Origin of the sequence: Streptomyces mutomycini (genome assembly GCF_001700505.1) — a bacterium.
GTDB lineage: Bacteria > Actinomycetota > Actinomycetes > Streptomycetales > Streptomycetaceae > Streptomyces > Streptomyces mutomycini.
This window is the reverse complement of record NZ_MAPV01000160.1, coordinates 1-12873: the sequence shown is the minus strand read 5'-3', so window position 1 is coordinate 12873 and position 12873 is coordinate 1. Positions and strand designations below refer to the sequence as shown.

General features: G+C 72.1%; 11 protein-coding genes. 10 read left to right on the top strand and 1 reads right to left on the bottom strand.

Annotated features, from left to right (window positions below; all coding sequences use genetic code 11):
• Positions 1-35: 35 nt before the first annotated feature.
• The gene (locus BFF76_RS22620; protein ID WP_031093473.1) at positions 36-686 is read right to left on the bottom strand and encodes a hypothetical protein; all 651 of its coding nucleotides are present in this window, start codon (positions 684-686) and stop codon (positions 36-38) included.
• A gap of 662 nt (positions 687-1348) precedes the next feature.
• On the opposite strand from BFF76_RS22620, the gene BFF76_RS22615 reads away from it, so the two are divergent.
• The 10 genes from BFF76_RS22615 to BFF76_RS22570 all read left to right on the top strand — a co-directional run.
• Positions 1349-1831: a CarD family transcriptional regulator gene (locus tag BFF76_RS22615; protein ID WP_006380568.1), complete on the top strand. Its 483-nt coding sequence runs from the start codon at positions 1349-1351 to the stop codon at positions 1829-1831.
• A gap of 367 nt (positions 1832-2198) precedes the next feature.
• Positions 2199-2963, top strand: coding sequence for a 2-C-methyl-D-erythritol 4-phosphate cytidylyltransferase (gene ispD, locus BFF76_RS22610; protein WP_078850587.1), 765 nt, complete (start codon positions 2199-2201; stop codon positions 2961-2963).
• Positions 2953-3468: a 2-C-methyl-D-erythritol 2,4-cyclodiphosphate synthase gene (ispF, locus tag BFF76_RS22605; RefSeq protein WP_065848942.1), complete on the top strand. Its 516-nt coding sequence runs from the start codon at positions 2953-2955 to the stop codon at positions 3466-3468. The genes ispD and ispF overlap by 11 nt, the downstream gene beginning before the upstream one ends.
• 256 nt (positions 3469-3724) lie before the next feature.
• The gene (locus BFF76_RS22600; RefSeq protein ID WP_107418471.1) at positions 3725-4306 is read left to right on the top strand and encodes a GNAT family N-acetyltransferase; all 582 of its coding nucleotides are present in this window, start codon (positions 3725-3727) and stop codon (positions 4304-4306) included.
• Between the two features lie 27 nt (positions 4307-4333).
• Complete coding sequence (locus BFF76_RS22595) at positions 4334-5854, top strand: ABC transporter substrate-binding protein (protein WP_065848941.1); 1521 nt, start codon at positions 4334-4336, stop codon at positions 5852-5854.
• Between the two features lie 4 nt (positions 5855-5858).
• Positions 5859-7571: an ABC transporter permease subunit gene (locus tag BFF76_RS22590; protein ID WP_053930659.1), complete on the top strand. Its 1713-nt coding sequence runs from the start codon at positions 5859-5861 to the stop codon at positions 7569-7571.
• Entirely contained in the window at positions 7568-8830 is a 1263-nt protein-coding gene (locus BFF76_RS22585) for an MFS transporter (RefSeq protein WP_065848940.1), read from the top strand. The genes BFF76_RS22590 and BFF76_RS22585 overlap by 4 nt, the downstream gene beginning before the upstream one ends.
• 54 nt (positions 8831-8884) lie before the next feature.
• Positions 8885-10285, top strand: a complete 1401-nt coding sequence (gene cysS / locus BFF76_RS22580) for a cysteine--tRNA ligase (protein WP_065848939.1) — start codon at positions 8885-8887, stop codon at positions 10283-10285.
• A 107-nt stretch (positions 10286-10392) separates the two neighbouring features.
• Positions 10393-11349 carry a 23S rRNA (guanosine(2251)-2'-O)-methyltransferase RlmB gene (gene rlmB, locus BFF76_RS22575; protein WP_031093454.1) on the top strand — a complete coding sequence of 319 codons (957 nt, stop codon included), beginning with the start codon at positions 10393-10395 and terminating at the stop codon, positions 11347-11349.
• Positions 11350-11544: 195 nt separating this feature from the next.
• A partial coding sequence (locus BFF76_RS22570) for a DoxX family protein (RefSeq protein ID WP_065848943.1) occupies positions 11545-12873 on the top strand: 1329 nt, incomplete at its 3' end.

The window sequence follows — 12873 nt, the reverse complement described above, 5'->3', positions numbered from 1 at the left end:
GTGTCTCCGGGGGAGGCACCCACACGTATGCGCGGTCAGTGGGTGGCGGGCGCCTCGTCCGTCGGGGCGGAGGTGTCCGTCGCCGTACCCGAGGGGCTCTCGGAGGCTTCGCCCGACGGCTCGCCCGGGGTCCCGGACGCGGAGCCCGTCGGGGTGGGCTTGGCGGACGGCACCACGCTCGGGCCGAAGTCCGTGAAGAAGCCGGTCGCCGGGACGATGGCGGCGCCGAGCTGGATGTCACCCGTCTCGCTGAAGGTGAAGGCGACGTTCTGGACGTTGCCGTTCGTCCCTGCCTGGCGGCCGTTCTCGATCACGGCGGAGGCGTTGTCCTTCCCGCCGATGATCACCCGCCCGCCGGCCGGGACGACGAGGGGTCCCTTGCCCTGGGCGGCCTGCAGCTTCACCGTGGCGCTGGTGCCCGGCAGGGTGATCTTCTCCACCACCTCCTGCTTCGTGCCGTCGTTGAAGAGGGTGGCGGCGATGACCGCCGGGCCCTCGGCGTCCGGCTCGGGCTGGGTGATGATGTTCAGGTTCTGGATCTTGATGTTGTCGACAGCGGTGGCTGCGTTGTCCGGCCTGACCTGAAGCGTCTGCGCGTCATTGCCGGCACCGCACGCGGTCAGCGCGCCGACGGAGACAACGAGGGCAGTGGCGGCGAGGGCGCCGTGTCGAAGGCTGCGGCTCACGGCGGCGGCAACTCCTTGAACGTTTCGGACTGCGGACTTCGGACTCTGCGGACAGGAAGGCCCGAGCGGCCGTGAAGCCGCCCCAAGTGTGTGTCAGCGGGCCCAGGCTACCGAGCCGTCGTCCCGGGCCCGCACCCGACCCGCCCCTGGGGCCGTCCGACCTGTCCGCCGGTGTCGCGGCTGTGGCGCGGACCTCGTGCGGCCGTGCGGCGGCCTTCTTCCCGCCGACGGTGATTCGCGCGGGGTTCACAAAACACGGTGACCAGTGCGTTGACCCGGTCGATGATCGATTTCCGGGCGGTGGCGCATTTCTCGCGCATAATCGACCCGGCCCCGGGCTGTTGATCAATTTCATTGGCCACCGACACTAAGGGCCGTACGGGTGATCGAGGTCCGAACGGAGTACGGAAAGTTCACCATCCGGAATCCGACAAACCGGGATGTTCAACCCCTTCTGGAGGCCTTCCGCTGTGTGTGACGCGCGTGTTTCAGCTCGGCCGCACGCCCGCTCCGACCTGCGAATATCGCCTCCCGGAAGGCTCCCGCAGCACGTTCGTGTTGCAGTTGTCAAGCCCCGAGATATGCCCTGACCTGCGAAAACGCCATTCAGGAGAAGCTGTTCTCGTGTTACTCTGGATAGCCACGGAAGGGGTACCTGTCACATGACGTTCAAGGTTGGCGACACCGTGGTCTATCCCCATCACGGGGCCGCGCTGATCGAGGCTATCGAAACTCGTCAGATCAAAGGCGTGGACAAGACCTACTTGGTGCTCAAGGTCGCCCAGGGCGACTTGACGGTTCGTGTACCGGCGGACAATGCGGAGTTCGTCGGTGTGCGTGACGTAGTCGGGCAGGAGGGGCTGGACCGGGTCTTCGAGGTGCTGCGCGCGCCGTACGCCGAAGAGCCGACGAACTGGTCCCGACGCTACAAGGCAAATCTCGAGAAGCTCGCCTCCGGCGATGTCATCAAGGTCGCCGAAGTGGTGCGAGACCTGTGGCGTCGCGAGCGCGAGCGCGGACTCTCCGCAGGTGAGAAGCGCATGCTCGCCAAGGCCCGCCAGATCCTGGTGAGCGAGCTCGCCCTCGCGGAGAACACGAACGAGGACAAGGCCGAGGCCCTGCTCGACGAGGTTCTCGCGTCCTGAACCGGGTGACGTCAGTGACCGGCGTGACGCCGGCGAACTGAATCCGGTCGTATGAAATGTGCCGCGGTGCCCGCTGACCAGCCGTCTTTACGGCCAGTCGTCGGGCGCTGCGGCATGTTCGGACCCGTGAGCACTGAACTCATGGGCCCTGGAGGGGACCTGTCCAGCGGCAGCCCGGACGGCCGGAAATCCATCCGGTATGCCCGGTGCCCCCTCAGCGCATTCATTTCGACGGGCCCTCAGCGGCTCGGCCTCCCGGGGTTCACGGAAGGGGTCCCGGTCAGGTCGAGGCGTCGTGCCCGGCTCGCTGTGCCCCTACCCACGTAGGCCGTGGAAACAAACCTGCCGAAGCTTCGGAGTGCAACCGATGTCATCGATGTCACCGACGCCCGCTGAAACGAGCCCTTCCCGCACTGCGGCGGTGATCCCCGCAGCGGGCCGCGGTGTCCGGCTCGGCCCCGGTACCCCGAAGGCGCTGCGCGCGCTCGGCGGTACCCCCATGCTGATCCACGCCGTGCGCGCGATGGCGGCGTCCCGCGCCGTCACCCTCGTCGTCGTTGTGGCGCCTCCGGACGGCGCGCCCGAGGTCAAGAACCTCATCGCCGACCACTCCCTGCCCGAACACACCGACTACCTCGTCGTTCCCGGCGGTGCGACACGCCAGGAGTCCGTGCGGCTCGGCCTCGACGCCCTGCCCGAGGACGTCTCGGTCGTACTCGTCCACGACGCGGCCCGCCCCCTGGTGCCCGTGGACACCGTGGACGCCGTCGTCGAAGCCGTACGGGACGGGGCGCCCGCCGTGGTCCCCGCGCTGCCGCTCTCCGACACGGTCAAGGAAGTCGAGCCGGGTGCGCCGGGCGAGCCGGAGCCGGTCCTCTCGACCCCGGTGAGGGCCAGGCTGCGCGCCGTCCAGACCCCGCAGGGTTTCGACCGCGACACCCTCCTGCGGGCGCACAAGGCCGTGGCCGTCGACGGCGAGGGCGCGACCGACGACGCGGGCATGGTGGAACGCCTCGGCGCGTCCGTCGTGGTCGTACCCGGCCACGAGGAGGCGTTCAAGGTGACCCGGCCGCTGGACCTGGTCCTGGCCGAAGCCGTTCTCGCACGCCGGAGGGCGAACGATGGATTCTGAGCACACGCAGCAGGTTCCCCCGCCCGTGATTCCGCTGGTCGGCATCGGGACGGACATCCACGCGTTCGAGGAGGGCCGCGAACTCTGGTGCGCCGGGCTGCTGTGGGAGGGCGAGGGTCCCGGCCTGGCCGGGCACTCCGACGCGGACGTCGTGGCGCACGCCGCCTGCAACGCCCTGTTCTCGGCCGCAGGTCTCGGTGATCTGGGGCAGCACTTCGGCACCGGCCGTCCCGAGTGGTCGGGCGCGTCCGGCGTCACACTGCTCACCGAGGCCGCCCGGATCGTGCGCGCCGAGGGCTTCGGGATCGGCAACGTCGCCGTGCAGGTCGTCGGGCTCCGGCCGAAGATCGGCAAGCGGCGCGAGGAGGCCCAGAAGGTGCTGTCCGAAGCGGTGGGCGCCCCGGTGTCGCTCTCCGCCGCCACCTCCGACGGCCTCGGCTTCACCGGTCGTGGCGAGGGCATCGCGGGCATCGCGACCGCCCTGGTCTACCGCGCCCAGGGCTGACGCCTACCGTGCGAAAGGCTGAGGCCGACCGCGCTCAGGGCTGACGCCGACCGCGCGAAAGGCTGGCGCCGACCGCTGAGGCCCGGGCCCGTCGGCGGAGCCCGCACCCTTCACTCCGCGCAATGAGCCGCCGGGAGCCGACCCCGGCGGCTTATTGCGCATGGCTTGCACCTACGCTGGTGCGGCAGGTGATGTGCCGTACGGGTCGAGACAAGGGTGGGCGTCAGTGGTGAGCGCGACAGCCGGGGCGACGAGGATGCCGGACGCGCCGGCCGGTGCGGACGGGTACGTCGTGCGGACGGCCACCGCGCAGGACCTCGGTGGTGCGCGGGCGGTCATGCTGGACACCGTCTACCGCGATCTGTGCTCGGGCTACGTACCCCGCTGGCATGCCGACATCATCGACCTGGAGGGCGCGTATCTGCGTCCCGCGCGCTGCACGCTGCTGGTCGTCGTGCGCGGCGACGAGGTGGTGGCGACGGGCGCGGTGCGGGACCGGGGTCCGCAGGCGCCGCCCAATCCGCAGTGGGTCGCTGACCGCTTCCCCCCGGGGGTGACGGCCCAGCTGTGCCGGATCTACGTACGCCCCGATCACCGCAGGCACGGCCTGGCCCGGCGGTTGGTGCGGGAGCTCGGGGACTTCGCCGCCCGGGCGGGCGGCTACACCTCGCTCTATCTGCACACCGATCCGGCCGTGCCAGGTGCGGAGCCGTTCTGGCGGTCGCTCGCCCATGAGGTCTGCGACGAGCGCGCCCTGCCGGGAGGTGGTCAGGGCATCATCCACTTCGAGCTGCCGATGCCCGCGCCCCGGGCGTCGTCCACCCGGAGTATCAGATGATAATCGTTTTCATATAGGGTCCCCGTCATGCCTACGCCCCGAAGCCGACGCTCCTCGTTGCCGGTCATCGCCGCCGCCCTCCTCCTGCCGCTCGCGGCCTGCTCCTCGCCCAGCGGATCGGGCGCATCCGGCGACGCACAGCGGCTCCGGGTCGTCATGGCCTTCCCGCCCGCCCAGGCCATTTCGCCGTACGGGGACGACGCGGTCACCCTCAGCCGGCTCGCCGTCATCGAGGGCCTCACCACCCTGGACAGCAACGGCGCCGCGAAGCCGGCCCTCGCCGCGTCCTGGAAACAGGACAGCCCCACCACCTGGACGTTCACCCTCCGCGACGCCGTCTTCCAGGACGGCGCGAAGGTCGACGCGGACGCCGTCGTCCGGTCCCTCACCGCAGCGGGCAAGGCATCCCCGCTGCCCAGGGTGCTGTCCGACACGACCCTGACGGCCACGGCCGTGACCGGCGGGGACGCGGACACCGTACGGATCGTCACGAAGGACGCGGACCCCCTGCTCCCGCAGCGGCTCGCCAACCCGTCCCTCACGATCCTGTCCGCCGGTGCCTACGAGAAGGGCAGGGTGAACCCCGCCGGGCACGCCACAGGCCCGTTCACCCTGACCGGCGTCAAGGGCGCGGTCGCCGCCACCCTCGAGCGCAACGACGACTACTGGGGCGACAAGGCGAAGGCTCCGGGTGTCGACGTCACCTTCGCCGCGGACGGCACCGCCCGCGCCAACGCGCTGCGCACGAAGGCCGTCGACGTCGCCGAGTACGTACCGATATCGCAGGCCTCGCTCCTCGGCGACTCGTACGTCCACGAATTCCCGTCCGCCCGGACCAACGGCCTCTCGCTGAACACCGGGCGCGGTGTCTTCGCCGACCCGGCCATGCGCGCCGCCGCCCGCGAGGCCATCGACTCCGATGCCCTGGTCGACGGGGTGTACGAGGGCCGGGCGGACACCGCGAAGGGGCTCCTCGGCCCCGGCATCCCCTGGGCGGCCGGAAAGCGCACCGCACCCACCGGCAGGACCCCGTCGGCGAGCCGCGAGGAGGTCGCGAAGACCGAGGAGATCGTCCTCGCCACCTACACCAACAGGCCCGAACTCCCCGAGGCCGCGACACTCGTACAGCAGCAGCTCGAGAAGCGCGGCTTCACCGTCAGGCAGGTCGTCCGCGACTACGCGCAGATGGAGGCCGACGCGCTCGCCGGGAAGTACGACGGGTTCATCCAGGCACGCAACACCCTGCTGGACACCGCCGACCCCGTCTCCTACCTCGCCTCCGACTTCACCTGCGACGGCAGCTTCAACATCTCCCAACTGTGCGACGAGCGCGTCGACGCCGCGGTGGACGAGGCCGCATCGCTGACCGGCACCGACGCCCGCCACCAGGCCGGGATGACCGCCGAGGCCGCCGTCCTCGGAGCCGACGCCCTCGTACCGCTCGTCCACGAGCGCTTCGTCCAGGGCTACGACGACAGCCGCGTCGAAGGCGTGGCCCTCGACCCGATGGAACGCACCCTCATCACCGCCGACACCCGCGTCGGGTGACCGCATGAGGTACCTGGCCGGGCGTCTCGGTGCGCTGCTCGCCGTCGTCGCCGTCATCGGCCTGCTGCCCCGGCTGTCGCGTACCGATCCGGCGCTGACCATCCTGCACGCCCGCTACGCGGACCGTCCGCCCACACCGGCCGTGCTCGACGCGATCCGCGCCGAGACCGGACTCGACGGCGGCCCGCTGCACGTCCTCGGAGGCTGGGCGGCCGGACTGCTGCGCGGCGACCTGGGCGAGTCCTGGGTCTCCGGACAGCCGGTCGGCCCCGACGTGACCTCCGCGCTCGGTGTCTCACTCACCCTGATGGGCGCCTCGCTCGCCGTCGCCGTCGTCCTGGCGCTCGCCCTCGTCGCGGGAACACTCCGGCGGGGCGCCCGCCGCCGGCTCGTCACCACCCGCGCGGGCGTCGGCGCCGCAGTGCTCGCCGCCCTGCCGGAATTCCTCCTCGCCGCCGTACTGGCCACCGTCCTCGCCGTACAGCTGGGCTGGTTCCCCGCAATCGGCTGGGGTGGACCCGAACACCTCGTCCTGCCGGCCCTCGCCATGGGCGTCCCCGCCGGTGCGCTGCTCGGGCGGCTCCTGGACGACGCGCTGCCCGCCGCGTTCGCCGAACCCTGGGTGCGCGCCGCCACCGCCCACGGGATGCCCGCCCGCCGGATCGCCGCCCACGCCCTGCGCCGCGCACTGCCCGCACTGCTGCCCCAGCTCGGCCTCGTCGCCGTCGGCCTCACCGGCGGTGCGGTCGCCGTCGAGACGCTCTACACCATCCCCGGGCTCGGCGGCACGGCCCTCGCCGCCGCACTGGCGCAGGACCTGCCCGTCCTCCAGGCGTGCGTACTGCTGCTCCTTCTCCTCGGCGTCGCCGCCGGACTCGCGTCCCGGCTCGTCTCCAGGGCCCTGCTCGGCCCAGCGCGGGACGACGGCGCCCTGCCCCCGCTCGTCGCGCCGGTCCTTCCCGCACGCCGCACCGTGGCCGTCGGAGCTGCGGTCCTGGGGGCACTCCTCGTCGCCGTCGTCCTCACCGGCCTGCTGCGCGACCCCCTGTACGCCGATGCCGCGGCCCGGCTCGCCCCACCCTCGGCCGCCCATCCGCTGGGCACCGACTCCCTGGGTCGCGACGTCCTCGCCCGCCTCGGCCACGGCGCGGCCAGGACCGCGCTCACCGCGGTCGCCGTCGGCGCCGTCACCCTGCTCCTGGGACTGCTCGCCGGGGCCGTCCGCGCCGGGGCCCTCACCGAGACGGCGAACGCGCTGCCCGCGGTCCTGGCCGGCCTCGTCGTCGCGGGGATCGCGGGCCCCGGCCCCTGGGGCGCCGCCGCGGCCGTCGCCGCCGTCGCCTGGGCCCCGCTCGCCGCCCACACCTCCGCGCTGTACGCCCAGGAACGGGCCGCCCCGCACGTCACCGCAGCCCTCGCTCTCGGCGCCGGACCCTGGCACCTGCTGCGCCGCCACACAGGACCCGGCGTCGTACCCCCGGTCGTACGCCACGCCGTCCTGCGCATCCCGGCCATCGCCCTGGCGCTCGCCTCCCTCGGCTTCCTCGGGCTCGGGACACCGGCTCCGGCGCCGGAGTGGGGCCGCATGCTCTCGGAGAACATGCCCTACGCCGAACGTGCACCCTGGGCCGTCCTCGCGCCCTCCGCCGCCCTCGCCGCCCTCGGCGCGCTCGCGGTGCTGACCTCGGCCGCCGTACGCGGCAGCCGGCGCGGATGACCACATCCACGGCGGACACCCGGTCCGACGCCGCTGTGGGGCTCAAGCCCTACCTCCGGCTCCTGACCGCCACCCAGTTCGCCTTCAACACGGGCTTCTACGCCGTCCTGCCCTACCTGGCCGCCCACCTGGGCGACGGGCTCGGCATGGCCGGATGGCTCGTCGGACTCGTACTCGGCCTGCGCACCTTCAGCCAGCAGGGCCTCTTCGTCGTCGGCGGCGCCCTGACCGACCGTTACGGCCCCCGGCCGGTCGTCCTCACCGGCTGCGCCCTGCGCATCGCCGGATTCTGCTGGCTCGCCCGGGCGGAATCCACCGGCACCGTGATCGGCGCCGTCCTCCTCATCGGCTTCGCAGCCGCCCTGTTCTCACCCGCCGTCGAGTCCGAGACCGCCAGGACCGCCGTCACCCACGAGGCCGCGACGGGGACGCCGCGCGCCCAGGTGCTGGCCGTGTTCTCCGCCGCCGGGCAGGCCGGCGCGTTCATCGGCCCCCTGCTCGGCAGCCTCCTGCTGCTCACGGGAGGCGGATTCCGTACGGCGTGCCTGGCCGGCGCCGTGGTCTTCGTCGGCGTACTCGCCGGACACGCCCGCCTCATGCCCCACAGGCCCCGCCGCGTCAAAACCACCGGCACGGGCGCCGTCCGTCCCCGCCAGGTCCTCGCCGACCGGCCCTTCCTCGTGCTCTGCCTCGTCCACAGCAGCTACCTCGTCTCCTACAACCAGCTCTATCTCGCCCTGCCTGTGGAGGTGGAGCGGGCCACCGGCTCCCAGAGCGCGCTCGGCTGGCTCTTCGCGCTCTCCTCCCTGCTCGTCGTCGTCGCCCAGCTGCCGCTGACCCGCTGGTCAGCCCGTCGCATCGCGCCCCGTACCGCACTCGTCGCAGGGCTCGCCGCCGTCGCCGCCGGATTCGCCGCGGTGCCCCTCGCGCCGGACGGGCCCGCCGGACTGCTCCCCGGCGCCGCGCTCGTCGTCCTGCTCACGCTCGGCCAGATGCTGCTGGTCCCCGCCACCCGAGGGCTCGTACCGGACCTCGTCGACGACCACCGGCTCGGCCTCGCCACCGGAGCCCTGTCCTCCGTGTCGGGCCTCGCCGTACTCGTGGGCAGCGCCGCCACCGGAACGCTCCTCGACACCCCCGGCCCCGCCCTGTGGGCGGTGCTCGCCGCCGTCCCCCTGGCCGGCGCGGCACTCGCCCTGACGCTGTCCGCGGGACGGCACACGACGAAGCCTGTTGCCACCGTCACCGATGACGAGTGACACGTTTTCCACAGGGGGCTCCTGGCACTGGTGCGGGCCCACTACCCTTGAGGCGTGACTATTCGCCTGCACGACACCAACGCCCGGCAGATCCGTGACTTCGTCCCGCTCGCAGCGGGCTGTGTCTCGATCTACCTCTGTGGCGCGACTGTCCAGGCCGCCCCTCACATCGGGCACATCAGGTCCGGACTGAACTTCGACATCATGCGCCGCTGGTTCGAGTACCGCGGTTACGACGTGACGTTCATCCGGAATGTCACCGACATCGACGACAAGATCATCAAGAAGTCCGCCGAGCAGAACCGCCCCTGGTGGTCCATCGGCTACGAGAACGAACGCGCCTTCAACGACGGCTACGCCGCACTGGGCTGCCTCCCGCCGACGTACGAACCGCGCGCCACCGGTCACATCACCGAGATGGTCGAGATGATGCGCGGCCTCATCGAGCGCGGCCACGCCTACGAGGCCGACGGCAACGTCTACTTCGACGTGCGCTCGTACGAGGGATATCTCGAGCTCTCCAACCAGGACCTCGACGACCTGCGCCAGCCGTCCGGCGACAACGAGACCGGCAAGCGCGACAAGCGCGACTTCGCCATGTGGAAGTCCGCCAAGCCGGGCGAGCCCAGCTGGGAGACCCCGTGGGGCCGTGGCCGTCCCGGCTGGCACCTCGAGTGCTCCGCGATGGCGCACAAGTACCTCGGCACCGCCTTCGACATCCACGGCGGCGGCATCGACCTGATCTTCCCGCACCACGAGAACGAGATCGCCCAGGCCAAGGCATTCGGCGACGACTTCGCGAAGTACTGGGTGCACAACGGCTGGGTCACCCTGTCCGGCGAGAAGATGTCGAAGTCCCTGGGCAACTCCGTGCTGGTCAGCGACATGGTCGAGCAGTGGCGCCCCATCGTCCTCCGGTACTACCTCGGCACCCCGCACTACCGGTCGATGATCGAGTACAGCGAGGAGGCCCTGCGCGAGGCCGAGTCCGCCTTCGCGCGGATCGAGGGCTTCGTCCAGCGGGTGGTGGAGAAGGCCGGGGGACCGGTCGAGCCCGCCGCCGAGGTGCCGCCCGTGTTCGCCGAGGCCATGGACGACGACCTCGGCGTCCCGCAGGCGCTCGCGATCGTCCACACCACCGTCCGGCAGGGCAATTCCGCCCTCGCCGCCGATGACAAGGAAGCCGCGGTCGCCCGCCTCGCCGAGGTGCGCGCGATGCTCGGCGTCCTCGGTCTGGACCCGCTCGACCCCCACTGGGCGGGCGAGAGCGACCGCGGCGAGGACCTGCACGGCGTCGTCGACACCCTCGTACGGCTCGTCCTCGACCAGCGCCAGTCGGCCCGCGAGCGCAAGGACTGGCCCGCGGCCGACGCCATCCGCGACCAGCTCAACCAGTCCGGCCTCGTCATCGAGGACAGCCCCAGCGGACCCCGGTGGACACTCGGACCGCGCTGAGCGGACCTTCGCACCATGCGTGAGCAGCGCAAATGTGCCGCCCGGCCATCCGGGCGGCACACTTTCACTTGACGACGTCATCTCTGAAGCAACGAAACAGGTAGGTCATGGCCGGGAACAGCCAGCGCAGGAACCGCCGCACGTCCAACAAGAAGGGCATGCAGGTCGGCAGCGGCGGTAACCGACGCCGTGGTCTCGAAGGCAAGGGACCGACGCCGCCCGCCTCCGCCCGCAAGGGACACAAGAAGAACAGGGTGGCGAACGCCCAGGCCAAGCAGGCCGCCTCCCGCCGCCCCGCCCCGCGCCGCGGAGGCGCCAAGGGCACGTCGGAGATGGTCGTCGGCCGCAACCCGGTCTTCGAGGCGCTGCGCGACGGCGTCCCCGCGACCACCCTCTACGTCCAGCAGTACATCGACAACGACGAGCGGGTCCGTGAGGCACTCCAGCTCGCCGGCGAGCGCGGCAACATCCACCTCATGGAGGCTCCGCGCCCCGAGCTCGACCGGATGACGAACGGCCTGAACCACCAGGGCCTCGTCCTCCAGGTCCCGCCGTACGAGTACGCGCACCCGGAGGACCTCACCGCCGCCGCGTACGACAACAACGAGGACCCGCTGATCGTCGCCCTCGACGGCGTCACCGACCCCCGCAACCTCGGCGCGATCGTCCGCTCCGTCTCCGCCTTCGGCGGCCACGGTGTCGTCGTCCCCGAGCGCCGCGCGGCCGGAATGACGGCCGGCGCCTGGAAGTCCTCGGCGGGCACCGCCGCCCGCACGCCCGTCTCGCGCGTCACCAACCTGACCCGCGCGCTGGAGGGCTACCAGAAGGCCGGCCTCACCGTGGTCGGCCTCGCCGCCGACGGCGAGCACACCGTCGAGGACCTGCAGGAACTCGGGGGCCCCGTCGTCATCGTCATCGGCAGCGAGGGCAAGGGCCTGGGCCGCCTCGTCGGCGAGACCTGCGACTACCGCGTCCGGATCTCCATGCCCGGTGGCGCCGAATCCCTGAACGCCGGTGTCGCAGCGGGCATCGTGCTCTACGAGGTCGCACGCCGCCGCGCCTGATCCGCCACGTCCGGCCCGGAAGTACAGCCCCCGGGCCGGGCGGCGTACGCGACCCGTCCACGCGCCGCCGTCCCCGACAGCGCGCCCGGTCCGCGCCCGATCGACAGAGAACCGTACGCGGTCAGGGACTGTTGACGGGTCTCGGACACTTCGGACGAGTCGAGGCAGTGTCCTAATCACACATCACTCGGTTAGATGAGTGTGGACACCAGAACGCCTCGGTTCGACGACCAACCCGCCCTGAGCATGACGAAGGTGGACAGCGACCCCGCCCAGGTCATCGTCAGCCACGCCAGCTTCCGGGTGCAGCTCGCCCCGGGGCAGCGCACCCGTCTGCGCCCCGTGGGCTCCGCCGGACCCAGGATCCCCGCCATGAGCGGCGCGGGCGGCCGCAGGCGGGCCCCCGTCGTCTGGAGCGGCAGGTCCGAGCCGGGCGACCCCGGAGCGACCGGGCTCCTCCAGGCCGTACGCAACTCCACCGCCGGCCATCTCGAAACCCGCCCCGGCGGCCACGACGGCAGGGGAGGCGGCACCCAGGTCATCCCGCGCCTCGACGAGACACAGCCCAACCCCGTCGTCCCCGCACCCCACCGGCCTGGCGGCGGACGCAACGGCCCGCTCCTGCCACCCATGCGGCAGGCCGTCGGCGCGTACGACGCCATGGAGACGCACCCCCGCGACGCGCACGACGCCTACGAAGACGACGCCGGCACCGAAGGCCGGAGCGACACATCCGCCGGCGAACGACGCCAGTCGGGCGACACCGTCCGGCACGCCTACTACCCCGGCCGCCGGATGAACCTCGGCGTCGTCCTCCTCCCGCTGCGCGTCATCCTCGGCTTCTTCTCCATCTACGCCGGCATGGGCAAGCTCTGCGACCCCGCCTACTTCGACGGCGGCGACCGCGGCTCCATGGTCAAGTGGCTGACCTCGCTGCACCCCTGGTCCGCCGCCGAGCCCCTGCGCGACGTCGCACTGTCCCACCCCGTGGCCGCCGGGCTCGCCGTCGCCTTCCTCCAGATCGTCGTCGGCGTCCTCACCGTCCTCGGGCTCTGGCAGCGGGTCGCGGCCGCCTTCGGAGCCCTGCTCTCCGCCGCCATCCTGGTCACGGTCAGCTGGCGCAGCGCCGCCGCGTACGACACCCCCGACATCATCCTGCTGGCCGCCTGGAGCCCCCTCGTCATCGCCGGTGCCCCCGTCTACTCCCTCGACGGCCGCCTCGCCGGCGAGGCCTGGCGCACACTCGGCCCGCGGTCCGCGATCTGGGACCTACGCCGCCGGGTGCTGCGCCGCGGCACCGTGGTCGCCACCGTCGTCGTCGGTCTGACCCTGCTGGTCGGCTCGATGCTCGGCGGCGCCGTCCGCTCCACCCAGGTCGTCACCGTGCCGGGTCCCGACAGCTACCCGACCAACCAACTCCCCGGCTCCCCGCTCCCCGAGGAGTCCACGGGCAAGGAGGGCAGGCCCTCCCGGACCCCGGACAACCGCACCCCCGAGACCTCGCCCTCCAGCGCCCCCGGCACC

Excerpts from the sequence above, each read along its gene's own strand:
- ispF (WP_065848942.1), top strand. The coding sequence starts at position 2,953 with ATGGATTCTGAGCACACGCAGCAGGTTCCCCCGCCCGTGATTCCGCTG.
- BFF76_RS22615 (WP_006380568.1), top strand. The coding sequence starts at position 1,349 with ATGACGTTCAAGGTTGGCGACACCGTGGTCTATCCCCATCACGGGGCC.
- BFF76_RS22590 (WP_053930659.1), top strand. The coding sequence starts at position 5,859 with ATGAGGTACCTGGCCGGGCGTCTCGGTGCGCTGCTCGCCGTCGTCGCC.
- ispD (WP_078850587.1), top strand. The coding sequence starts at position 2,199 with ATGTCATCGATGTCACCGACGCCCGCTGAAACGAGCCCTTCCCGCACT.
- rlmB (WP_031093454.1), top strand. The coding sequence starts at position 10,393 with ATGGCCGGGAACAGCCAGCGCAGGAACCGCCGCACGTCCAACAAGAAG.
- BFF76_RS22595 (WP_065848941.1), top strand. The coding sequence starts at position 4,334 with ATGCCTACGCCCCGAAGCCGACGCTCCTCGTTGCCGGTCATCGCCGCC.
- BFF76_RS22600 (WP_107418471.1), top strand. The coding sequence starts at position 3,725 with ATGCCGGACGCGCCGGCCGGTGCGGACGGGTACGTCGTGCGGACGGCC.
- BFF76_RS22585 (WP_065848940.1), top strand. The coding sequence starts at position 7,568 with ATGACCACATCCACGGCGGACACCCGGTCCGACGCCGCTGTGGGGCTC.